Source organism: Haloplanus sp. C73, assembly GCF_051195115.1.
Lineage (GTDB): Archaea > Halobacteriota > Halobacteria > Halobacteriales > Haloferacaceae > Haloplanus.
Genome location: NZ_JBNTJZ010000001.1, coordinates 623,373 through 645,637 on the forward strand (window position 1 = coordinate 623,373; position 22,265 = coordinate 645,637).

The 22,265-nt window shown below is 66.8% G+C and carries 24 protein-coding genes and 1 pseudogene; 12 read left to right on the top strand and 13 right to left on the bottom strand.

Going from position 1 to position 22,265, the window contains the following annotated elements; all coding sequences use genetic code 11:
* Window positions 1-69: 69 nt before the first annotated feature.
* Entirely contained in the window at window positions 70-570 is a 501-nt protein-coding gene (locus tag ACQUSQ_RS03325; RefSeq protein WP_435067075.1) for a DUF7549 family protein, read from the bottom strand.
* 113 nt (window positions 571-683) lie between these two features.
* Here ACQUSQ_RS03325 and ACQUSQ_RS03330 point away from each other — a divergent pair, with 113 nt between their 5' ends.
* The 3 genes from ACQUSQ_RS03330 to ACQUSQ_RS03340 all read left to right on the top strand — a co-directional run bounded on the left by ACQUSQ_RS03330 (window position 684) and on the right by ACQUSQ_RS03340 (window position 2,474).
* Window positions 684-1,157 carry a DUF5793 family protein gene (locus ACQUSQ_RS03330; protein ID WP_435067076.1) on the top strand — a complete coding sequence of 158 codons (474 nt, stop codon included), beginning with the start codon at window positions 684-686 and terminating at the stop codon, window positions 1,155-1,157.
* A 3-nt stretch (window positions 1,158-1,160) separates the two neighbouring features.
* Window positions 1,161-1,787, top strand: a complete 627-nt coding sequence (locus ACQUSQ_RS03335) for a uracil-DNA glycosylase family protein (RefSeq protein ID WP_435067077.1) — start codon at window positions 1,161-1,163, stop codon at window positions 1,785-1,787.
* 402 nt (window positions 1,788-2,189) lie between these two features.
* The gene (locus ACQUSQ_RS03340) at window positions 2,190-2,474 is read left to right on the top strand and encodes a DNA-directed RNA polymerase subunit L (protein ID WP_435067078.1); all 285 of its coding nucleotides are present in this window, start codon (window positions 2,190-2,192) and stop codon (window positions 2,472-2,474) included.
* On the opposite strand, the gene hisF is transcribed toward ACQUSQ_RS03340, so the two are convergent.
* Entirely contained in the window at window positions 2,471-3,286 is an 816-nt protein-coding gene (gene hisF, locus ACQUSQ_RS03345; RefSeq protein ID WP_435067080.1) for an imidazole glycerol phosphate synthase subunit HisF, read from the bottom strand. The genes ACQUSQ_RS03340 and hisF overlap by 4 nt on opposite strands.
* An 89-nt stretch (window positions 3,287-3,375) precedes the next feature.
* Here hisF and ACQUSQ_RS03350 point away from each other — a divergent pair, with 89 nt between their 5' ends.
* The gene (locus ACQUSQ_RS03350) at window positions 3,376-3,534 is read left to right on the top strand and encodes a DUF7550 family protein (protein ID WP_435067081.1); all 159 of its coding nucleotides are present in this window, start codon (window positions 3,376-3,378) and stop codon (window positions 3,532-3,534) included.
* Here the strand turns inward: ACQUSQ_RS03350 and ACQUSQ_RS03355 are convergent.
* A complete protein-coding gene (locus ACQUSQ_RS03355) occupies window positions 3,531-3,692 on the bottom strand; it encodes a hypothetical protein (protein ID WP_435067082.1) in 162 nt (53 codons plus the stop codon). The genes ACQUSQ_RS03350 and ACQUSQ_RS03355 overlap by 4 nt on opposite strands.
* A gap of 45 nt (window positions 3,693-3,737) precedes the next feature.
* Window positions 3,738-5,858: pseudogene (gene purL, locus ACQUSQ_RS03360) on the bottom strand (phosphoribosylformylglycinamidine synthase subunit PurL); the annotation flags it as partial.
* A 90-nt stretch (window positions 5,859-5,948) separates the two neighbouring features.
* Here purL and ACQUSQ_RS03365 point away from each other — a divergent pair.
* Both ACQUSQ_RS03365 and ACQUSQ_RS03370 read left to right on the top strand, forming a co-directional pair.
* Window positions 5,949-6,632, top strand: coding sequence for a PHP domain-containing protein (locus ACQUSQ_RS03365; RefSeq protein ID WP_435067083.1), 684 nt, complete (start codon window positions 5,949-5,951; stop codon window positions 6,630-6,632).
* Window positions 6,632-7,702, top strand: a complete 1,071-nt coding sequence (locus tag ACQUSQ_RS03370; RefSeq protein WP_435067267.1) for an asparagine synthase C-terminal domain-containing protein — start codon at window positions 6,632-6,634, stop codon at window positions 7,700-7,702. The genes ACQUSQ_RS03365 and ACQUSQ_RS03370 overlap by 1 nt, the downstream gene beginning before the upstream one ends.
* Here the strand turns inward: ACQUSQ_RS03370 and ACQUSQ_RS03375 are convergent.
* Entirely contained in the window at window positions 7,699-8,160 is a 462-nt protein-coding gene (locus ACQUSQ_RS03375; RefSeq protein ID WP_435067084.1) for an NUDIX domain-containing protein, read from the bottom strand. The genes ACQUSQ_RS03370 and ACQUSQ_RS03375 overlap by 4 nt on opposite strands.
* Before the next feature lie 86 nt (window positions 8,161-8,246).
* On the opposite strand from ACQUSQ_RS03375, the gene ACQUSQ_RS03380 reads away from it, so the two are divergent.
* Window positions 8,247-8,393 (top strand): hypothetical protein, encoded by a 147-nt coding sequence (locus ACQUSQ_RS03380; RefSeq protein WP_435067085.1) that lies wholly within the window; start codon window positions 8,247-8,249, stop codon window positions 8,391-8,393.
* Between the two features lie 7 nt (window positions 8,394-8,400).
* On the opposite strand, the gene ACQUSQ_RS03385 is transcribed toward ACQUSQ_RS03380, so the two are convergent.
* Window positions 8,401-9,387 (bottom strand): transcription initiation factor IIB, encoded by a 987-nt coding sequence (locus tag ACQUSQ_RS03385; protein WP_435067086.1) that lies wholly within the window; start codon window positions 9,385-9,387, stop codon window positions 8,401-8,403.
* A gap of 155 nt (window positions 9,388-9,542) precedes the next feature.
* Here ACQUSQ_RS03385 and ACQUSQ_RS03390 point away from each other — a divergent pair, with 155 nt between their 5' ends.
* Window positions 9,543-10,646, top strand: a complete 1,104-nt coding sequence (locus ACQUSQ_RS03390; protein ID WP_435067087.1) for a CobW family GTP-binding protein — start codon at window positions 9,543-9,545, stop codon at window positions 10,644-10,646.
* 3 nt (window positions 10,647-10,649) lie between these two features.
* On the opposite strand, the gene ACQUSQ_RS03395 is transcribed toward ACQUSQ_RS03390, so the two are convergent.
* The 4 genes from ACQUSQ_RS03395 to trpB form a co-directional block, all read right to left on the bottom strand.
* The gene (locus ACQUSQ_RS03395) at window positions 10,650-10,808 is read right to left on the bottom strand and encodes a hypothetical protein (protein WP_435067088.1); all 159 of its coding nucleotides are present in this window, start codon (window positions 10,806-10,808) and stop codon (window positions 10,650-10,652) included.
* Window positions 10,809-10,865: 57 nt separating this feature from the next.
* Window positions 10,866-12,026 carry a glutathione-independent formaldehyde dehydrogenase gene (locus ACQUSQ_RS03400; protein WP_435067269.1) on the bottom strand — a complete coding sequence of 387 codons (1,161 nt, stop codon included), beginning with the start codon at window positions 12,024-12,026 and terminating at the stop codon, window positions 10,866-10,868.
* Window positions 12,027-12,031: 5 nt separating this feature from the next.
* A complete protein-coding gene (locus ACQUSQ_RS03405; RefSeq protein WP_435067089.1) occupies window positions 12,032-12,460 on the bottom strand; it encodes a GlcG/HbpS family heme-binding protein in 429 nt (142 codons plus the stop codon).
* 362 nt (window positions 12,461-12,822) lie between these two features.
* Window positions 12,823-13,974, bottom strand: coding sequence for a tryptophan synthase subunit beta (gene trpB / locus ACQUSQ_RS03410; RefSeq protein ID WP_435067090.1), 1,152 nt, complete (start codon window positions 13,972-13,974; stop codon window positions 12,823-12,825).
* Window positions 13,975-14,070: 96 nt separating this feature from the next.
* On the opposite strand from trpB, the gene gatC reads away from it, so the two are divergent.
* The 4 genes from gatC to ACQUSQ_RS03430 are packed head-to-tail and all read left to right on the top strand — an operon-like array spanning window position 14,071 to window position 17,982.
* Entirely contained in the window at window positions 14,071-14,349 is a 279-nt protein-coding gene (gene gatC, locus ACQUSQ_RS03415) for an Asp-tRNA(Asn)/Glu-tRNA(Gln) amidotransferase subunit GatC (protein WP_435067091.1), read from the top strand.
* Complete coding sequence (gene gatA, locus ACQUSQ_RS03420; protein WP_435067092.1) at window positions 14,346-15,614, top strand: Asp-tRNA(Asn)/Glu-tRNA(Gln) amidotransferase subunit GatA; 1,269 nt, start codon at window positions 14,346-14,348, stop codon at window positions 15,612-15,614. Before gatC ends, gatA begins: the two co-directional genes overlap by 4 nt.
* A gap of 41 nt (window positions 15,615-15,655) precedes the next feature.
* Window positions 15,656-16,330, top strand: coding sequence for a potassium channel family protein (locus ACQUSQ_RS03425; RefSeq protein WP_435067093.1), 675 nt, complete (start codon window positions 15,656-15,658; stop codon window positions 16,328-16,330).
* Window positions 16,330-17,982, top strand: coding sequence for a potassium transporter TrkG (locus ACQUSQ_RS03430; protein WP_435067094.1), 1,653 nt, complete (start codon window positions 16,330-16,332; stop codon window positions 17,980-17,982). The genes ACQUSQ_RS03425 and ACQUSQ_RS03430 overlap by 1 nt, the downstream gene beginning before the upstream one ends.
* A gap of 194 nt (window positions 17,983-18,176) precedes the next feature.
* Here the strand turns inward: ACQUSQ_RS03430 and ACQUSQ_RS03435 are convergent, their stop codons facing one another.
* From ACQUSQ_RS03435 to ACQUSQ_RS03445, 3 genes are read right to left on the bottom strand one after another with little or no spacing between them, the layout of a single operon-like run.
* A complete protein-coding gene (locus tag ACQUSQ_RS03435; RefSeq protein ID WP_435067095.1) occupies window positions 18,177-18,599 on the bottom strand; it encodes a hypothetical protein in 423 nt (140 codons plus the stop codon).
* The gene (locus ACQUSQ_RS03440) at window positions 18,599-19,345 is read right to left on the bottom strand and encodes a cell surface protein (RefSeq protein WP_435067096.1); all 747 of its coding nucleotides are present in this window, start codon (window positions 19,343-19,345) and stop codon (window positions 18,599-18,601) included. Before ACQUSQ_RS03440 ends, ACQUSQ_RS03435 begins: the two co-directional genes overlap by 1 nt.
* Before the next feature lie 44 nt (window positions 19,346-19,389).
* Complete coding sequence (locus ACQUSQ_RS03445) at window positions 19,390-22,053, bottom strand: alkaline phosphatase PhoX (RefSeq protein ID WP_435067097.1); 2,664 nt, start codon at window positions 22,051-22,053, stop codon at window positions 19,390-19,392.
* Window positions 22,054-22,265 lie beyond the last annotated feature (212 nt).

Here is a 22,265-nt window from a genome sequence, read left to right on the forward strand (position 1 = left end):
GTCACCGGAGACGGCGCGTGGCGTTGGCACGTGTAAGCGTCGATGCGCCTCGTTATTATGCGTTCCGTCTCAGTCCGTCCGCTCGACGGTGAGCAGAACCCCGCCGAACAGGAGGAGGAAGACGACGCCGAGCGGAATCGGGAGGCCGCCGAAGCCACGAGAGAGGAGGAGATACGTCGCGCCCGCGAAGACGACGCCGGTGGCACCGAGGAGGACGCCGAGGAGTCGAACGGGGTCGACGGGCCACGACTCGGCCCACGCCTCGTTCCAGTAGTAGAGCGCGGAGACGAGGAGCGCGACGGCGAAGACGGCGGAGCCGCCGGCCCACACCTGATACGCGAGTTCGATGGACTGCCCGCTCTGGAAGGCTATCGCCGAGAGCGGGTCGCTGACGGCGACGCCGCGGGCGACGGGGATGCCGAACACGTACCGGACCTGCACGAGCGGAAAGCGGACGAACAGTAGCGACGCTCCCGACTGGGACGCAAACGAGACGTTCCACGGGATGAACGCGGACAGCCACGTCAGGAGGACGGCCAGTTCGCCGGCGTACTCCGACCGGACCCACATACGCGGGGCCGACGGGGGCCACGGGATAAAACCCATCGGCCGACGCCGACAGACGGCGGCAGAACGCGGGGCGTTACGTTCATACCCTCTGAACTCAAAGGCAGTCGTAGGGAATGAGGCGCGACCACTTCGAGTTGGAAGTACACAACGTCGACTGGGTGGAGTCCGGGGAGCCACCAGCAGAACCGCGCGTCGTCATCGATTTCACCGGTCCGGAGGAGACGCTGACCGACCGGCTGACGGGCGCGGACGGTGACCTGCTCGACGCCTCGGAGACGGACGTGACCTTCCGACTACAGGACCCGCTCGACAGTTCGGACGCGACGGGCGTCGTGAGCGTCACGGACCGCATCACCGGCGACTTCCTCCTCGAACTCAACGAGGACGCAGACGACGTGTTGCGGTTCGTCCGCGCCGCCCGCGAGTACGGCCAGACCACCGACGACGACGGCGGGCGATACAGCGTCGTCATCCGCGTCGACGGCGACACCGTCGCCACCTACGCGAAGAGCACGTTCCTCGTCTACGACGCCAACGGGAGCCTCCTGCGGTCCAAGAGCCTCATCCCGTCCGGCGTCGAACTGTAGGCCGTGCAAACCGTCACCGACCGCGTCAGTAACCCGTTCGGGATGCAACCGCCCTGCGAGCGGTTCGTCCCCGGATACGGCGACGCGAACGCACACTTCCACGTTATCGGTGACCACCCCGGCGTCCACGGCGGGAGCGAGACGGGCGTCCCCTTCACGGACTGCGAGGCCGGGCGGCGACTTCAGCGCGCCCTCCACGACGCCGGCCTCCTGCGGACGACGGGCGACGCCCCCGACGTCGAGTCTACCTATCTCTCCTATCTCCACACCTGCGTCCCGGACGCGGAGCCGGCCGAGGACGACTACGCCCGGATGGAGCCGTTTTTCGACGCCGAACTCCGCGCCATCGCCGCACACGTCCTCCTCCCCGTCGGAGAGCGCGCCACACGCCACATCCTCGAAACCTGTACGGCCCGCCGGCCGGACGACGTCGACATCGAGAGTCTGCACGCGACGGAGTTGCTGGGTAGCGGGTGGCTCGTCATGCCGATTCGGGAGCCGTCGAGATGGGCGTCCGACGACGCGACGCGCCTCGTCGACGCCATCGACACCCTCCAGTCCACGGACTACCGCCGCGAGACTGACCTCGGGCGGTTCGTCGCGGGCACCGACCGATATCTCGTTCGGTGACCCGATTCAGTATCGGGTCGCACCTCCCTAGCCCGTGGCTCGTCGCGCGAACGGGCCGTCTGGGTGGTAGTGGCTCCAGAGACACACATACGCACAGATAGACACTAGATTGTGGTGCATATTGGTCTAGTCAACAGATTTTTCAACACATACGTAAACCTAGTAACCGACGCGGTCGGTGTTTCACCGGACGCGTCACAGTATCGCACAGCACATTGCGAGTCAGGTGCTCCTCGCAGTGGCTTGGTCAGTCGGATGGCCACGACGTGTGGTCCCGTACGTTCTCCGTTCGGGGGACGCCATCTCGGCGTCGCCCGTTCGTTCGGAGCGACGGGCGGCCAAGCATCGTTCTTCGCGTCGACATACGAAACCTTGAAACGCGAACCGCCGATATCGAGGGGTATGGAACTGCGGGTCATCGAGAAGACGGACGAGGAACTTCGCATGGAGATTGCGGGCGAGGACCACACGTTCATGAACGTGCTGAAGGGGGCGCTGCTGGAGACGGCCGGCGTCGCCGCGGCCACCTACGACATGAACCCCGAGCAGTCCGGTGGGCAGACCGACCCCATCCTCTCGGTCAAGACGGAGGACGGCACCGACCCCCTCGACGCCGTCGGTGACGCCTCGCGCCGCGTGCAGGACCTCACCGACGATTTCATGACGGCGTTCGACGCCGCGGCCTAGAGCCGAACCGGAACGCCGCGCTCGTCCAAATACTCCTTCACGTCGCGGATGCTGTACTCGTCGAAGTGGAAAATCGAGGCCGCGAGCGCCGCGTCCGCGCCCGCTTCGGTGAACACCTCGTAGGCGTCTTCCGGGCCACCACACCCCGACGACGCGATAACGGGCGTCGAGACGTTCTCGCAGACGGCGCGCGTGAGCGGGATGTCGTACCCGTCTTTGGTGCCGTCGGCGTCGATTGAGTTGACGAAGAGTTCGCCCGCGCCCCGGGACTCCACCTCGCGCGCCCACTCGACGACGTCGACGCCGGTGCCCTCGCGGCCGCCCTTGATGGTGCATTCGAACCAGCAGGACTCGCCGTCTATCTGCTCGTAGTGTTCGCCCTGTTCGTCGTAGCGGCGGCGGGCGTCGACGCTGATGACGATACACTGACTGCCGAAGGCCGCCGCACCCTCGTCCACGAGGTCCGGATTCTCGATGGCCGCGGTGTTGATGGACACCTTGTCCGCGCCGGCCCGAAGCGTCTCCTTGATGTCGTCGCGGGTGCGGATGCCGCCGCCGACGGTCAGGGGGATGAACACCTCGTCGGCCACCTGTTCGACGACGTGATGCATCGTCTCGCGCCCCTCGGCGCTGGCCGTGATGTCGAGAAAGACGAACTCGTCGGCGCCTGCCTCGTTGTACTCGCGCGCCATCTCGACGGGGTCGCCCGTGTACTGGAGGTCCTCGAAGTTGACGCCCGTGTAGACGGCCGCGTTGCCGTCCTCGTCGATGTCCACGTCGATACAGGGAATGATTCGCTTGGTTACGGCCATCCGTATCGCGGGCTACGCCCGGCCCCGTCAAAAGCCGCCCGGTGTCGCTGATAGTAGTGTTTTTGTAACGCCGCGCCACAGAGGCGAGCATGGACGACCACGCTGACCACGAGCATCATCCCCACGAAGAGGCGGAGGGTCGCGTCACGTCGCCGATGCAGGACTTTACGACCGGACAGGCGGGCGTCGGGTTCGTCGTCCTCCTCGTCGGCCTCGCGGTGACCTTCGGCCTGCCGCTGCTGTTCTAACCGCTCCGGACGAGTCCGTAACCGAGCAACGCCGCCAGCGCCAGCAGTCCAATCGTCGTTTCGGGTGTCGACTGGAGCCCGATACCGAGCAAGAGAAGGAAGTTAGCGACGAGCAAGACGAGTGCGGCGTCGAGACGCGTGCGGAGGGCATCGTCCATGGGCCGGCCCTGTCTCTCGCCTGACTAAACGACGGCGATAGGCGGTTACGACAGTTCCCGCGCAATCACGTCACGCAGTTCCGCGATGGCGTCGACGTCGCGAGTGAGTTCGTCGTCGCCGACCGACAGCGACAGCGTCGCATCGGCCGTCGCGGTGCCGAGTTCGCGAACGGGCACGTCGCCCGCGGCGGCCCGCACCGCCTCGGGGTCGGTCGTCTCGACGACGATACGGCCGGGCGTCTCGTCGAACAGGGCCTCGACGCTCTCGACGCTGGCGTCGACGCCGGCGTCGGCGACCATCTCCGCGAGCGTCACCGCGAGGCCGCCGTGGCTCACGTCGTGAGTCGCGAGCGTCGAGTCCAGATTCGCGACGGAGCGAACGGCGTCGACGGCCGCCGTCGGGTCGGACGGCAGGTCGGGGAAGCCGTCGCTCCCGCCCACCTGTGCGAGATACGTCGACCCGCCGAGTGCGTCACCGCGGGCGCCGACTTCGAGGAGCGTCCCCTCGCCCGAGACGGCCATTGGTGGCGCATCGTAGCCCTCGCGGACGCCAATCATCGCCAGCGTCGGCGTCGGCGGAATGGGGCCGGCGACGGAGTCGTTGTACAGCGAGACGTTGCCGCCGACGACGGGTACCGCGAGGTCCCGACACATGTCCGCGAGGCCGTCGACGATGGCGCCGAAGCCGCCGTAGACGTCCGGTTTCTCGGGGTTGCCGCCGTTGAGGCAGTCGACCGCGGCGTGGGGGGAGGCGCCTTTCGCCGCAATGTTGGTCGCGTTCTCGAGTGCGACCCCGCGGGCGCCGTCGTAGGGGTTGGCGTCGGTCCACGCCGGAATCGCGCCCGCCGAGAGTGCGAGGCCGGTTCCGGCCTCTCGAATCGCCATGATGGCGGCGTCGTCGCCGGGGCGGCGCGCCGTCCGCGTCCCCACCTCGTGGTCGTACTGGCGGTAGACCCACGCCTTGCTCGCCGTGTTCGGACTGCCGAGAACGGCGTCGAACGCGGATTCGAGGTCGGCGTCGGGCAGGTCACGGCTGGCCTCCGTCGGCTCTTCCATCGGCAGGTCGTTCATCGGCGCGCCGTCCGCGAGGAACTCGGCGGGCACATCGACGACCGTCTCCCCCTCGAAGGTACAGACGTAGTTGCCCTCGCGTACCTCGCCGATGACGGAACAGCCGAGGTCGTAGCGCTCGGCAATCGCCCGGACGTCCTCGACGTCCTCGGGGCGAACCTCGTAACACATCCGCTCCTGAGACTCTGCGAGCAGGATTTCGAGCGCGGACATGTTGGGTTCGCGCTGATGGACGCGTTCGAGTTCGATTTCGGCGCCGAGCCCCCCTTTGGCGACGAGTTCGCTGGAGGCGCCACCGAGGCCCGCGGCGCCGAGGTCACGGGCCGCCCGAATCAGGTCGGCGTCGACGAGTGCCTCGTTGGCCTCGATGAGGAGTTTCTCCGTGTAGGGGTCGCCCACCTGCACGGCGGGGCGGTCCTCGGTTTCGGCGTCCTCGCTCAGGTCCTCGCTGGCGAAGGAGGCGCCGCCGAGGCCGTCGCGACCCGTGGCGTTGCCGACGAGGACGAGTTTGTTGCCCGGCGACTTCGCCTCGGCGGTGACGAGTCGGTCCGGGGAGACGAGGCCGACACAGGCCACGTTCACCAGCGGGTTACCCTCGTAGTCGTCGTGGAACTCGACGCTCCCGCCGACCGTCGGGACGCCGATGGCGTTGCCGTAGTCGGCGATGCCCTCGACGACTCCCTCGAAGAGATAGCGGGAGTGCTCGCGGTCGAAGCCGCCGAAGTAGAGCGAGTCGGTCAGGGCGATGGGGTAGGCGCCCATCGAGAGGATGTCGCGGACGATGCCGCCGACGCCCGTCGCCGCGCCGTCGTACGGGTCGACGTACGAGGGGTGGTTGTGGCTCTCGATACCCATGGCGACGTACGTCTCCTCGCCGTCGCCGTGGGTGGGGAGTGAGACGATGGCGGCGTCGTCGCCGGGGCCGACGACGACCTGTTCCGCCTCGCTGTCGAAGGCCGACAGGAGGGGGCGCGACGACCGATACGCACAGTGTTCGCTCCAGAGGTTCTCGAAAAGCGCCGCCTCGGCGGGCGTGGGGTCCCGCCCGAGTTCGGCGGCGACGAGGTCGTGGTCCGGGTCGGACAGGCTCATTCGTCTCCGTCTTTCACGCTGCGGAGGTAATGTCTTTCCATTAGCCTGCCGCGTATCGGCGCGCTTTTTACCGCCCGTATCGACACGTCGCGTGTGTTATCGGTCGAGTTGCACACGCACTCGTCGCTGTCGCACGACGGCCGGGACCCGGTCGAGCATCTGCTGGAACAGGCAGAGTCGGTGGGACTCGACGCCATCGCCGTCACCGACCACGACGAAATCGCCGCCAGCCTCGACGCGGTGGAACAGGCCCCCGACTACGGCCTGATTGGCATCCCCGGCATGGAGATTACGACCGCCGTCGGCCACGTCCTCGCGCTTGGAGTGCGCGAGGCCGTCCCCGCCGGCCTCTCGTTCGAGGCGACGCTCGACCGAATCCACGAGCAGGGCGGCATCGCCGTCGTCCCCCACCCGTTTCAGTCCTCGCGACACGGCGTCGCGCCCCACATCTCCCGCGAAACGCTCGCGACTGCGGACGCCATCGAAGTGTACAACTCCCGACTCCTCACCGGGCGGTCGAACCGCAAGGCCGAGCGCTTTGCCATCGCCAACGACCTCCCCATGACCGCCGGGAGCGACGCCCACATCGCCGAGATGGTTGGGCAGGCGGTCACCGAAGTCGACACCGACGACCGCTCGGCGGCGGGCATCCTCGACGCCATCGCGGCGGGGCACACGAGCGTCGTGGGGCGGCGGACGCCGTGGCACATCAGCTTCAGACAGGCCGCCGGCGGGGCGAAACGCCGCGTTCTCAGAGCCATCGGCGAGTGGCTGTGATTCGCGGCGCCACGCCCGAGACGGTCCGCGAGGCCCGCGAGTCGGGCGACCCACTTCCCGGAACGAACGGCTTTGCCGGCCACCTCGACGGCGCGCTCGCCCGAGACGTACTCGGTCGCCAGCCGATTTTCGGCACGCCCGACGACTGGGGATTTTCCCCGAGCGACGTCGACGCCGCGGACCCGACGCCCGTCCCCGCCGGCCACGTCCGCGACGACGACGGTGACCGACGCGTCTGGTCGCTCCCCGACCCACCGGTCGCGACTGACGACGCGGCCGCTATCGACGCGCTCCGCGCGGCCATCGACAACTCGCTGACGGGCCTCGACGGCGAGGGCCTCGCCGTGGCCTTCTCCGGCGGCGTCGACTCCGCGCTCGTCGCTCGGGGCGCGCCCGACGCCCCCTGTTACGTCGTCGGCTTCCCCGACGCTCACGACGTGGCCGCGGCGCGGGCCGCCGCCGAGACGATGGACCGTGACCTCCGCGTGGTCGAACTCACGCACGAGGATTTGGAGCGAGCGGTCCCCGAGGTTGTCGCCGCGACGGGCCGGACGAACGCCATGGATGTCTGTATCGCCCTCCCGCTGTATCTGGTCGCCGAGCGCGCCGCGGCCGACGGATTCGACCGACTCGCGCTCGGACAGGGCGCGGACGAACTGTTCGGCGGCTACGCGAAAGTCGTCGAGCCGGCCGCCGACGACCGGGTGGACGCGACGACGGTCCGTGGCGCCACTCGCGAGGTAATCGAGAGCCTGCCCGACCAACTCGAACGCGACGTACTCGCGCTCCGGGCGGCTGGCGTCGAACCGGCAACGCCGCTGCTCGCCGACGGCGTCGTCGAGGCGGCGCTCCCGCTCCCCGACCACCTGCTCGCGACCCCCGACGAGCGGAAGGTGGCGCTTCGCCGCGCGGCCAGCGAGTGGCTCCCCCCGTCGCTCGTTGAGACGGACAAGAAGGCGGTCCAGTACGGCAGTCTCGTCTCGCGCGAACTCGACCGCCTCGCTCGGCAGGCGGGGTTCAAGCGCCGGATGGACGACCATCTCGGCCAGTATATCCGCTCGCTGGCTTAATCCGCCACGTCGATAGCCTCTAACCCGAGTTCGCGCACGTCGGGGTCGATGTCTTCGGCACGGAGCGCCGCCGCGTCGTACCAGTCCCACGCCGCCGCCCCGGCCTCGCCGGGTTCGGGGTCGATGGCCCGGTCCTCGACAGTCGCGTAGAAGACGTGGTCTACGTGCTGGTGGCCTACCTCGCCGTTACAGATGTTCACGTCCGCGAGCATCAGGTGTCGCGGGCGGGGGATGGCCCGCGCCGTCTCCGACCGCACGTCGTCGTGGTCGGTCAACAGCGTCGGCTCCAACCCCGTCTCCTCGCGCGCTTCACGGAGCGCCGCCTCGTGAGGGAGTTCCCCGCGTTCGACGTGGCCGCCGGGCGGCAGGTGAATGCCGAGTCGCGGGTGGTCGTGGAGTGCGATGGCGCCGTCGGCGACGAGATAAATCGTCGCGGTGAAGTGTCGCGTCGTCTCCATAGGGAGGCATGAGACGCCGTCCGTATCGGCGTTGCGACGCGTAGCTTTTTGTTAATTGACACGGATACGCTATTAGGGGCCCTCCGATGACGCACGTACGCATCACAGACGACTATCTAGACCGGACGATACCCGTCGATTCGACGGTCGGGACCATAGAAATCGACCTCTCGGGTGACGACGTCACAATCGTCCTCCCGCCCGACGCCCCGGTGAGCATCGAGCACGAATAGCCGGAGATTAGGGAACCTGAATCTTCTCTTCGGCTTCGAGCAGTTCGTGGTAGCGGTTGCGAATCGTCACTTCGCTGATGTTGGCCACCTCGCTCACTTCGCTCTGGGTCACCTTCTCGTTGGTGAGGAGGGCGGCGGCGTAGATGGCGGCGGCGGCGAGGCCGACGGGACTCTTGCCGCTGTGGACGCCCTGCTCCTTGGCGGTTTTCAACAGGTCGCGAGCGCGGCGCTCGGACTCGTCGGAGAGTTCGAGTTCGGAGGCGAATCGGGGAACGTACTGCTCGGGGTCGGCAGGCTGGATTTCGAGGCCGAGTTCGCGGACGACGTAGCGGTAGGTCCGCGCAATCTCGTCCTTCTCGACGCGGGAGACGGTGGCGATTTCGTCGAGCGAGCGGGGAGTGCCGGCCTGTCGAGCGGCGGCGTAGAGCGCGCTCGTGGCGACGCCCTCGATGGAGCGGCCCGGAAGCAAGTCGTCGGAGAGGGCGCGGCGGTAGATGACGCTGGCCGTCTCGCGGACGTTCTCGGGTAGGCCGAGCGCAGAGGCCATCCGGTCGATTTCGCCGAGCGCCTGCTTCAGGTTGCGTTCTTTCGAGTCGCGGGTGCGGAAGCGCTCGTTCCACGTGCGCAGACGCTGCATCTTCTCGCGCTGTCGCGAGGAGAGCGTCTTGCCGTAGGCGTCTTTGTCCTGCCAACCGATGTTCGTCGACAGCCCCTTGTCGTGCATCATCTGTGTCGTCGGGGCGCCGACGCGGGACTTCTGGTCTTTCTCCTTGGAGTCGAAGGCGCGCCACTCGGGGCCGTGGTCGATTTCGTCCTCTTCGACCACGAGCCCGCAGTCGGCACACACCGTCTCGCCGTGTTCCGTGTCCGTGGTGAGTTGGCCGCCGCATTCGGGACACTGCAACTGTTCACTGCTGTCGGTACTCTCGGCTTCGTCCTCGCTCTCGCGCGCGCGTGAGCGCTCGGTCGTGTAACCGCGTACGCTATCGGTCATTGGGTATCAGTGAGCAAAACGGCTCTATACAGACAGTAATTCAGGGCAAACAGTTAAGTCTGTCGGAGTTGTTATAGGAGAATCGGCAGCGGCACCCTCTCCGAACCGCCGACGACATGGGGTTAATACCTGCCCGGCTCTTCGATAGAAACGTCATGTCCACCGACGACACAACGATTCCCATCACACTCATCAGCGGCCCGCTCGGCGCTGGAAAGACGACGCTCGTCAACCGTCTCCTGAACAACCCCGGAGACAGACGCATCGCCGTCATCGTCAACGACATGGGCGAGGTGAACGTCGACGCCGAACTCCTGTCACAGGAGAGCGAAGACGGCGTCATCGACCTCTCGAACGGCTGTATCTGCTGTCGACTGCAGGACGACCTCGTGACCGAAGCGACCCGTCTCGCCGACGAGCGCGACTTCGACTATCTCGTCATCGAAGCCTCGGGCATCAGCGAGCCCATCCCCATCGCGCGGACGCTGACCGTCGGCACGGACGAGAGCGTACTCGACGACCGGTTCCACCTCGACACCACCGTCTCGGTCGTAGACGCCTACGGCTTCTGGAAGGCGTTCGACCCCTCGGAGACGCTGCCCGACGAGGCGCCGACCCCCGAGCGACCGCTGACGGAGGTTCTCGTCGACCAAATCGAGTTCTGTGACGTCCTCCTGCTGAACAAATGCGACCTGGTTCCGGACGACGAACTCGACGCCGTCGAGGAGGCGATTCGAGAGCTTCAGCCGCGGGCAGAGCTCTATCGAACGACGAACTCCGACGTCGACCCCGCGGCCGTCCTCGGCACCGGACGCTTCGACTTCGAATCCGCGAAACGACAGCAAGGGTGGAAACAAGCGCTCGCCGAGGCCGAAGACGGCCACGGCCACGACCACGGCGATCAGCCAGCGGCCGCGGCTCACGGCGTCGAGTCCTTCGTCTACCGTCGAACGAAGCCGTTCCACCCCGAGCGCTTCAATAGCTGGCTCGACGAGTGGGAGGGCGACATCGTCCGCATGAAGGGGTTCGCGTGGGTCGCGAGCCGACCCGAGACGGTCGTCGGCGTGAGTCAGGCCGGGCCGGCCGTGCAGGCGGGACCAATCGGTGAGTGGGGGCAAGACGAACCGGGAACGCGACTCGTGATAATCGGCCGCAATCTCGACAGCGAGGCTATCACGGCCGAACTCGACGACTGTCTGGCCGACGAGGCGGAGCGGGCGGCGTCGTACGAGGACGACCCGTTCCCGCGAGAATCCTAACGACTACGCGCCGAGACCCACGTCGTCGCGAAGGTCGTCCCACGACTCGTGGAAGCCGTAGGTCGATTCGGATTCGGGCTCTATCGTCGTTTGATACGTCTGGTCGTACGAGAGCAACTGCGTCCACCCGGAGTGTAAACGGTAGCTACAGTACTGGCACATGTGTTGAAATAATCGCGGGCTGGTAATAGAGCTGTCGCGGTCAGCGGGACGACGGACCTACGGTTCGAGGAGAACCTTCGTCACGCCTTCCTCGCGGTTGTCGAAGGCCTCGTACATGTCCGGCGCGTCTTCGAGGTCGACGCGGTGGGACACGACCCAGCTCGGGTCGGCACGGCCGGCGACAATCATGTCGCGGAGTTCGCGGTTGTACTCCTTGACGTTACACTGACCGGTACCGAGCGCCTGGCCCTTCTCGAAGAGGAGGCCGAAGTCGATGCCGATGCGGCCCTGTGCGGCCATGTCGTCCGGTGCGCCGGGGTCTTCCGGGACGTAGAGGCCCGGAATGCCGAGTTCGCCGGTCGGCTTGACCGTCCGAATCAGGTTGTTGATGACGACCGCGGGGTTCTCGCGGGCCGGGTCGTACGCGTCGCCGCTGCCTTCCTTGTCGGGGTCAACGGCCTGGTAGCCGACTGCGTCGACGCCCTTGTCGACGCCGCCGCCGTGCAGGTCCTTGATTTGCTCGACCGGGTCGCCCTCCTCGAAGTTGATGGGCGTCGCGTCGCAGTGTTCCTCGGCGAGTTCGAGACGGCTCGGGACGCGGTCCACGATGTAGATTTCGGAGGCGCCCTTGAGCTTCGCGCTGTAGGCGGCCATCAGACCGACCGGACCGGCGCCGTAGACGGCGACCGAGTCACCGGCTTCGAGGTTGGCGAGTTCGGTGCCGTGCCATCCCGTCGGGAAGATGTCTGCGAGGAGCGCGAAGGAGTCCTCGTGTTCGGTCCCTTCGGGGAGCTTCAGCGCGTTGAAGTCCGCGTACGGGATGCGGAGCTTCTCCGCCTGCCCGCCCTTGTACGGACCCATCGCGACGTAGCCGTACGCACCGCCGGCGAAGCCGGGGTTGACGTTCGTACAGAAGCCCGTGTAGCCGTTCTCACAGTTCTCACAGTGACCACAGGCGACGTTGAACGGAGCGACGACGCGGTCACCGACTTCGAGGCTGGATACTGCATCGCCGACCTCTTCGACGATGCCCATGTTCTCGTGCCCGAAGACGATGCCCGGTTCCGCGGCCGTTCGACCCTCGTACATGTGGAGGTCGGAGCCACAGATACACGTCGTCGTGATGTCGATGATGACGTCGTTGGGGTGCTCAATCTCGGGCTCGTCGACTTCCTCGACGGCCACTTCGTGCGGACCCTTGTAGACGACTGCGTTCATCGACATTAGAGGTCACCTCGGATGGACTCCCAGTGTTCGACGCCCGCTTCGGCGACTTCCATGTCCTGCGAGACGGCGCCGCCGGAGACACCGAACGCGCCGACGACGTCGCCCTCTTCGTTCATGAGCGGATAGCCGCCGCCGAAGATGACGATGCGTCCCTCGTCTGTCGTCTGCAGACCGTAGAGGGAGTTACCGGGCTCGGACGGCTCGGCGAGTTCGTGAGTCGGCATGTCGAGCGCCGCCGAGGTGTAGGCCTTGTTTCGCGAGATGGAGACGGAGGCGAGCCACGCGCCGTCCATCCGGTGCTGTGCGATGAGGTTGCCCTCGCTGTTGGTAACCGCGATTACCATCGGGTTGTCGATTTCCTCGGCCTTCTCCTTGGCCGCTTCAATCAACTGCGTTGCCGTGTCAAGAGTTATAGACTGAACCATTGCACTCGTCTATTGCGAAGCCGCCATCATAAACATTTGCCTTTACATACCGTTGTCGGGCGAAATGCAACCGAGGGCGGAGGGAAGACCGGCCTAATTCGCCAGTATCCTCTCTTTAATACCCGTATAGCACACTTTTATCCATCCGTAGCCGAGGAATAACGTATCCTGAGTGCCGTTAACAACCATCCGTGAGGTAATCAAAACTACTTACAAATTGTTGTTAGCGGAAACTGGCGGTTCACCCGCCTACGCGCACCAATTTGGCAAGCCTAAACAAACTCGGTGCTGATTGTCGCTCGACTGCCGCCGGAACGGGGACTGAGCGGAGGCCGTTCAGTCCGGGAAAACGACGCTGGCGCCTACAGGTCGAAGTGCGCCGCGGCCGTCTCCATGTCCTTGTCCCCTCGCCCGGAGAGGTTCACGAGGATGCTGTCGTGGTCGCCCTGTTCGGCCAGTTCGATTGCGAGCGCCACGCCGTGACTCGATTCGAGCGCCGGGATGATGCCCTCCGTCTCCGAGAGTTCGCGGAACGCGGCGAGCGCCTCGTCGTCGGTGACGGCGGTGTACGTCGCGCGACCGACCGACCGGAACATGGCGTGTTCGGGGCCGACACCGGGGTAATCGAGGCCCGCAGAAACCGAGTGGACGTCCGTCTCCTCGTCGAGGACGCGAGTCTTCATGCCGTGGATGACGTCGTCAGTCCCCTCGGCGAGCGGAGCGGCGTGTCGACCCGAGCCTTCGCCCTCGCCGCCGCCCTCGGCGCCGTAGAAAGCCACGTCGTCGTCGCGGAAGGCGTGGAACAGGCCGATGGCGTTCGACCCCCCGCCGACGCAGGCGACGGCCGCGTCCGGGAGCGACCCGGTGCGGTCGAGCATCTGCTGGCGCGCCTCCTCGCCGATGACCGATTGGAAGTCTCGGACCATCCGCGGGAACGGGTCGGGGCCGACGACGCTCCCGACCAAATAGTGAGTGTCCTCGATGTTCTCCGCCATGTCTTCGAGGGCGGCGTCGACGGCGTCGGCGAGGCCCGACCCGCCACGGGTCACCTCGTTGACCGTCGCGCCCATCAGCCGCATCCGGAAGACGTTCATCTTCTGGCGCTCGACGTCTTTCTTCCCCATGTAAATCTCCGTGTCGAGGCCCATGAGCGCACCGGCCATCGCCGTCGCCGTCCCGTGTTGACCGGCGCCCGTCTCGGCGATGAGTCGGGACTTGCCCGCCCGCTTCGCGAGGAGGGCCTGTCCGAGCGTGTTGTTGATTTTGTGGGCGCCGCCGTGGAGCAGGTCCTCCCGCTTGAGGTAGATGTCGGCGCCGTAGCGCTCGCTGAGGTTGCGGGCGTAGTGTATCGGCGTCGGTCGTCCGGCGAAATCCTCTAACAGGTCGCGCAGGTCCGACTGGAACGACTCCGTCTCCGCAACCTCATCGTACGCGTTCGCGAGGTGTTCGAGGGGCCCTTCGAGCGCTTCGGGGACGTGACGGCCACCGTAGCCGTCGAAGGTTCCGTCAACCATCGGGGGAGGATGCTCACCCGACTCACATAAGCGCTACTAGCCGGCGCCAGCGTCCGGACCGAAACCCTTAGTGCCGGGCCGGCAGTCCCCAGAGACATGAGCGAGACGCCCGTCGATTCCGACGAGGTGCGCCACGTGGCCGACCTCGCCCGAATCGACCTCGACGAGGAGGAGGTGGACCGCTTCGCCGTGCAGTTCGCCGACATTCTCTCGCACTTCGACGCCCTCGACGACGTGCCCGAGGTGGACGCCGAGGCCGACTTGGTGAACGTCATGCGCCCCGACGAGGTTCGCGAGGGACTGACGCAGGAGGAGGCGCTCCAGAACGCCCCGGAAACCGAGGACGGCTACTTCAAGGGACCGAGCGTCTCATGAGCCACGACGCCTTCATCACCGAGACGACTATCGACGGCGCCGACGACGGCCCACTCGCGGACTACGCCGTCGCGGTCAAGGACAACATCTCGACCGAGGGCGTCCGGACGACCTGTGGCTCCGAGATGCTCGCCGACTACGTCCCGCCGTACGACGCGACGGTCGTCGAGCGGCTGAAAGACGCCGGCGCGACGCTCGTCGGCAAGACCAACATGGACGAGTTCGGGATGGGAACGACCACGGAGACGTCGGCGTTCGGGCCGACGACGAACCCCGTCGACGAGTCGCGCGTGCCCGGCGGCTCCTCCGGGGGGAGCGCGGCCGCCGTCGCCGCCGGCGAGGCGGACGTGGCGCTCGGAAGCGACACCGGCGGGTCGATTCGCTGTCCGGCCGCGTTCTGTGGCGTCGTCGGCATCAAGCCGACCTACGGCCTCGTCTCCCGCTACGGGCTGGTGGCCTACGCCAACTCGCTCGAACAAATCGGGCCGCTGGCACCGACCGTCGAGGACGCCGCCGAAGTGCTCGACGTCATCGCCGGCCCCGACGAGCGAGACGCCACCACGCGCGAGGCGGGTGCCGACACCGACTACGCGAGCGCCGCCGACGGCGACGTGGAGGGCCTGACTATCGGCGTCCCGACCGAACTCGTCGAGGGCGCCGACGAGCGCGTCGTCGAGACGTTCGAGGACGCCCTCGCGGACCTCGAAGCACAGGGCGCCGAGACCCACGAGGTGAGTCTGCCGTCCATCGAGCGCGCCGTGCAGGCGTACTACGTCATCGCCATGTCGGAGGCGTCGTCCAACCTCGCGCGCTTCGACGGCGTGCGCTACGGACCCGACGTCGACGCGGAGGGCAACTGGAACGAAGCGTTCGCCGAGATTCGTGAGGAGGGCTTCGGCGACGAGGTCAAGCGCCGCATCCTCCTCGGGACGTACGCGCTCTCGGCGGGCTATCACGACAAGTACTACGCGAAGGCACAGGACGCCCGCGCGTGGCTCAAGCAGGACTTCGACGAGGCGCTCGCGGAGGCGGACGTCCTCGCGTCGCCGACGATGCCCGTCCTCCCGTTCGAACTGGGCGAGAGCCTCGACGACCCGCTCCAGATGTATCTCGCCGACGCCAACACGGTGCCGGTCAACCTCGCCAACCTGCCCGCCATCTCCGTCCCGGCGGGTCGCGCCGACGGCCTCCCCGTCGGCCTGCAGTTGATTGGCCCCGCCTTCGGTGAGCGGGCCATCATCCGCGCGGCGAGCGCGCTGGAGTGAGGCGGTAGTTTTTCCTCGCGACACCGGTCACACTCCTCCGAATGTATATCGTCATCGTCGGCGCCGGTGACATCGGGACCCCGCTTATCGAAGTCGCCACGAAGAGTGGCAACGAAGTGGTCGTCGTCGAACGCGACGAGGCGCGCGCCGAACGCGCCGCGAACTACGACTGTCTGGTCATCAACGACGACGCGACGGTCAAGGACACCCTCATTGACGCGGGCACCGACCGGGCGGACGCCCTCATCTCGACGACGGACCGCGACGCCGTCAACATCATGGTCTGTCTGCTCAGTCAGGAACTCGACGTGCCGAACGTCGTCTCGGTCGTCCACGACCCCGACCACATGGGCCTGTTCGAGCGCATCGGCGTCAACACGATGCAGAACCCCCAGCGGCTCATCGCCGAGTATCTCTACCGAGCGGTCGAGCGACCCTCCATCGTCGATTACATGCGGGTGGGCGAGCAGGCGGAGGTGTTCGAAATCGACGTCGCGGCCGACGCTCCGGTTGCCGGCCAAACTATCCGGGATGCCGACGAAGCCGGACTGCTCGGCGACGACCTCTTCATCGTCGCCATCGAGCGAGCGGACACGGACACGCCCGTTGTTCCGCGCGGCAACACGACGCTCCAGCCGGGCGACCGCCTGACCGTCTACGCGTCGAGCGGCGCGACCGACGGCGTGACGGCGGCGTTCGACCCCGGTGACGAGTGATGCCCCGGCGTCGCACCGTCGCTGGCGTCCCCGCGGACCTCGCGACCATCACTCGGGACGTGGGGTCGCTGCTCGTCATGCAGTCCGGGCTGATGGGTCTCTCAATCGGCGTCGCAGTCCTCGCCCGCGAGTTCTACGCCGCCGGGGCCTTCCTCCTCGCGGGAGTGCTGACGGGGGCCGTCGGGATGGCGGCCCGGCGCCGCTTTGCCGAGGCCCCCGAGCCTCGACTGAAACACGGGATGGTCGTCGCCGCGGCGGGGTGGCTTTCGACTGCCGTCTTCGGCGCGCTCCCCTTCTTCCTGACCGCGTCGCTGACGCCGCAGGCCGTCGCCGCCGGGTTCGTCCCCGCCGGGGCCGACTACGCCACGTCGAGTCTCTACGTCTTCCGTGACCCGCTGCACGCCCTCTTCGAGAGCATGAGCGGGTGGACCGGGAGCGGACTCACGATGGCTACCCACGAGCCCTCGCTCCCGCGGACGATTCAGTGGTGGCGGTCGCTGATTCAGTACGTCGGCGGCGTCGGCGTCATCGTGCTGACAGTGACCATCCTCGCGCGCCCCGGCAGTGGGAGTTACGCGCTCTACCAGAGCGAAGCACGCGAGGAGCGCATCCATCCGAGCATCGTCTCGACGGTTCGGACGGTCTGGAAGCTCTTTCTCGGCTACACGCTCCTCTCGGTCGTGGCGCTTTTCGTCGCTATCCGCCTGAGTGACTACGGCTCGTCGCTCCCGCTCTGGCAGGCGGGATGGCAGGCGCTCAACCACGCCATGACGGGGCTGTCGACCGGCGGGTTCAGCGTCACCGACAACTCCGTCGCCACCTACGACTCGCCGCTCATCGAGACGGCGCTGCTGCCGGTGATGACCATCGGCGCCATCGCCTTCCCCGTACACTACGCCGTCCTCGCGGACCGCGACGTGAGCCAACTCTGGAGCGACCTCCAGACGCGATGGCTGTTCGTCCTCCTCGCCGTCGGCGCCGTCGTCCTCTCCATTCAGAACGCCGTCACGCTGCCGGCCGGTTCGTTCACCGGGACGGCGAACTACGCCGGCCTCCGCTCGGTAGGCGTCCCGGCACCCGTCGCCGACGCGGTCCGTGACTCGACGTTTCAGTTCGTGAGCGCCCTCTCGTGTACGGGCTTCCAGTCGGCGCCCATCGGCGACTGGGCCGCGGGCGGCAAACTCCTCGTCGCGGGCGCGATGACGCTCGGTGGCGCCGCCGGGTCGACGGTCGGCGGCCTGAAAATCATCCGTGGCTACACCATCGTCCGCGGCATCAAGTGGCAGTTCTCGCGGGTGTTCCTGCCGCCGAACGCTGTCGTCCACGCCCACATCGGCGACCGATTGCTCGACCGGGAGACCATGGAGCGCGAATTCAGCGAGGCGGCCATCGTCTCCCTGCTCTGGCTACTGCTCCTCGTCGCGAGCAGTCTCCTCCTCGTCAACGTCGTGGGGGCGGAGTTCACCTACGCCGACGCGCTGTTCGAGGTGGCGAGCGCACAGGGGAACGTCGGCCTCTCGACGGGGATTACCGGCCCCTCGATGCCCGCCGCCGCCGAAGCGGCCTTCCTCGTCAACATGTGGGTTGGCCGACTAGAAATCATTCCCGTCCTCGTCTTCGCTCGGTCGGCACTCTACGGACTGGACCCGTAACGAAAGGGAGGGCGATTGTCACACGCGAGAGGCGCCCCGATTCGATAGATGACGCGTTCCCCCCGGAAGCGCGTCACGTCGGTCGGCCGGACGACAGACGTCGCCCCGGCGTCGAATCGGACCGCCCACTGCAACGACCGCCGGGCGCAGATATAACGGTATGCCCCGAGTTCTCAGTTACGATATTCGGGGCGTCAGACGTGGCCTCGCTCTCGTGTCCCCTCCCGAATTCGGTCCGCCCGCTTGCGGACTCGGTTGACGTAGCGGTCGACCTTCTCCGGTTTCTCGCCGTAGAACGACGCGACCCAGTGCGCGTCCGCGTACGACTGGGTGAGGAAGTACGCGGCGAGCGTGTCCCGCCCCGCCTGAATGATGGCCGGCGGCACGCCCCGGTCACCGACGCCGTCCTCCGCGAAGCCGTTGACGTCGAAGTAGACGTCGGCGTAGAGCGTCGCCATCTCGGGGTCGTCGAACGTCACCCCGTCGTGCTTTGGGGCCTCGAACCGGTAGCCCGTCTCGCCGTCGTCGGTCGTCGCCTCGACGACTCGGACGTCGAGGACGTAGTTGCGATAGGTCGATGCTGTGCCGTCCGTCGGGTCGTGTGTGTGCGTGGACATTAGTCTCGTCGCCAGAGGGCACCGAGGGTCAGGACCGCGAAGGCGACGCCGACGAGCGTCGTGGAGAGAGTCCCGAACCCGGTGGTCGGTGCCGGGGTGGTCGTTCGAGTCGATTCGTCGCCGTCGGCGGGCGTCTGCTGCTGACTGGCGCCATCCGAATCGTCCATCTCCGACGCGGAACTGTCGGCCGCCGCGGTGCTGTCAGTCGCCCCGGTCACGGTGACCGTGCCCGCCTGCGTGGCCGGCTGGAAGGCCTCTCCGGTGTCGGCGTCGAACTGCCGGGGGCGGACGGTGAGTTCCGTGTCACCCGACGCGGCGCCAGCGAGTTCGACCGTCGCCAGCGTCACGTCGGTCGCGCCGGGTTCGATGGCGCCCTCCATGTCTGCCGCTTCGAGCGTGACCGTCGCGCCGTCGTCACTGACCTGTGGCTCGGTCGTCAGCCCGAACCGGTCGGGGTAGCTCGCCGATTCGATACGCGCGGTGCCGGCCGTCTCGACGCTCACGTCGAGGTAGTAGCCCGCTAGCCCGTCCGGGGCTGTCGTGAGGACGATGCCGACGGTGGTCGTGTCGCCCGTCGTCGTGGTGGCGTCGGTGACGACGACGGCGGGCTGGTCGCTCTGTGCCGTGACGGCGCCCGTCGCCGCAACGGCGAGGAGGGCACACACCGCCAGTGCGACGACGGCGACGCGACGACCGGTGATCGACGTCGAGCGTGAACTCGGACTGGAACGAACGTGTGGAATCATGAGTGGTGAAGTGAGTGGGGTCGGGTGTCGACCCCTGTGTCGGCTCAGTTGACCTCCTCGTAGAGGTCGACGATGTCGTCGAAGTCCAGCCGGCCGTTCTCGTTGAAGTCGTACGCGGACTCGTTCATCGTCACGCTGTCGGCGTCGAAGTTGTTGAACAGGACCTCGATGTCCTCGTAGTCGAGGCGACCGTTACCGTTGAGGTCCTCGTACAGGCCGTCGCCGTCGGGGTCCGTGGGCGCGCTCCCACCGGTGACCGTCGGCGGCCCGGTAATCAGCAGTCCCGACCGCGCCTCGGCGTCGATGGCATTGCCATCCTCGTTGTCCAGACTCGAGACGTCGACCGTCAGGTCGGTCGTCCCGGTACTGTCACCGCGGACGGTCAGGGTCGCGAGCGGGACGTTCCGGCCGCCGCCCTCGATGTTGCGGTCCGTGTCCGCGACGCGGAGCGTCACCGACGAGCCGTCGGAACTCATCGAACTCTCGGTGAGACCGAGGTCGTCGGAGAACTCGATACCCGTCAGCGTGGCGACCTCGGGGTTCGAGAGCGAGACGGTGAGTTCGCCGCCGGAGAACCCGGTCGGGAGCGACGAGGCCGTGAGCGTGACCGTTCCAGTCTTCCCGTGACCGACGGCCATGGATTCGACGTCGAGCAACACGTTCGGCTGGAAGACGTAGAGACCGTCGTTGGGATAGGAGCGCGCTGGGCCGCCGAAGCCGTCCTCACAGCAGAGGACGCGCCCGTCGCGCATCGTGTAGACGTTGTCGATGTTGCGGAGGGCGTCGTCGGCGGCCTCCGGGCCGTCGGTGAAGTCGGGACCCGTGATGACCGGTTCGAGCGTCGAGACGTTGTAGTTGGGTTCGAGTTCCGCGCGGTAGACGACGCCGCCGTCGACGCGGTCCATCTGGATGTCGCCCGTGTCGTCGGCGAGGTCATCGTTGAACTCCGAGATGCCGAAGTAGACGAAGTCGCCGGGCTGGGAGTCGTCGACGCTGTCGACGCCTTCGGCCTTGTTGAACTCGATGCTGGCGCCGATTTCCTTGGCCGCGGCGCGCGTCTCCAGGAACGGCACGCGGCGGAGTTCCTCGTCGACGCCGTCGGGACCGTTTGCCTCGTACTGGCTCGCCCACTCGACGATGTCCTCGTTCGAGATGTAGTTCTGATTGCCGTTCGCGATGACTTCGAGGTCGGCCTCTCGAAGCGCCGCCGCGGGGTCAGACTGCCAGTCCGTCTCCGCGTGGGCTTCGAGGTAGTCGACCTGCGTCACGTCGTCGTACTCGGCAATCCAGGCCTCGACTTCGCCGTTCGTGGCATGTCCGAGCGGCAGCCAGTCGATTTCGAGCGGCGTCTGGGCCGGGGAGTTCCGTTCGCCCGCCTCCTCGGCGTTGGCCGCGTCGTTCGTGATTTTCGGCGCGTAGAGCGTGCCCGCGATGTCGGCTGGGTCGTCGTAACTCGGAATCGGCTCGTCGGCGACGAACTTGTAGATGCCCTTGCTGTCGCCGTCCGAACAGCCGTAGACGGTCCGCAGGTCGCCCTGGATGTCGGGGGACTCCCACGAGGCGCGACCCATCACCCAGTATTTGATGGCGTCGGGCTCCGCCGCCGTCGGCTCTCGGATGTCGACGAAGTAGCCGTAGCGGTAGGGGTTGGGGTAGACGTCGCCGATGGGCGTCGTCGCGAGGTTGCTGTCGCCGCTCTGGTCGGACCGCTCGGCACCGAGATAGTACGCGAGGAACTCGACGCCGGTGAGCGCCCAGTAGCCCTGCGGCCCCCAGCTTTCGTTCAGGTCGCCGTCCTCGGCGTAGGTGCCGATGGCGTCACCAATCTCGCTCGGGTTCGGCCGGTTCCAGAACTGACAGCCACCGATGAGGCCTTCGCCGCTCCCGGCCTCGACGATGTCGCCGACCGTATTGGTCAGCGAGACGCGTGGGTGTGCGTAGTTCTCCTCGGCCGAAATCATCGTCTCCCACGGGCTGAGGTCGCCGTAGCAGTTGATTCGGGTGCCGCCGATGCTCCGAAGCGAGTCCGTGTTGGCCACGTTCATCGCGTCGTCGGTGTCGGCGCTCCACTCCCCGTTCTCGTCCTGACTGATGAAGACCCGCGAGATGTTGCCGGGGCTGTTCTCCCAGTTGGTGAACAGATACCCCTCGGTTCCGTCGTCGTCCGTCGGGACGAACTGGTTGCAGTCGGGGTTCGTCGCCGCCCCGCCGTACTGCGTGCCCGCGAACTCATCCTGCGTGATGTCGACGCCGTCCGGCGTCTGTGTCACGCCGAGCAGTTCGTCGCCGCCGCGTATCGGCTCTCGCCCTTGGACCAGAATCTCGTAGTCGCCGGCCTCGGAGCGAACTCGCCCCTGTTTCTCATCGGTGTCCGGAATCCCCACTTCGGGGAAGTCGTCGTTCGAGCCGTCGAACTCGAACTGGAAGCCGCTGAAGTAGCCGACTGCTGCCCGGCCGAACGGCTCCGGATTGCTCCCCTCGGGGTGCTGGAGGCTGTAGAGCAGCGAGCCGTCGTCGAAGACGAACGGGCCGGTCACCTCGGCGCCGAACGCCGTCGTCGAGAGACGTTTGAGTTCGCCCTGCACGCTCGGCGCGCCGGGCGTGTCCGATTCGGGTACTTCTGCCGCGCTCGCGACGCCAGTCACGCTGGCACCGAGTGCCGCCGCGACTGACGTTGCCATCAAGCTGCGTCGAGTTAAGTCGACCATGCAGGAGTACCGCGGCCGAGCGCCACAAAGGACGTTTATATTTTTAATATATCGAGGAAATAAAGAAACAGATGGCGGGATGTGCTACACACTGACAACGAACTACCATCGAGTGGTATGGACTGATTAACAGACGGACCCACGTCTCCCCATCCACGGCAGTCACCGCGGTTGCACTCGTGACTCTTCCGGTCGAACGGATAAACCCGGTG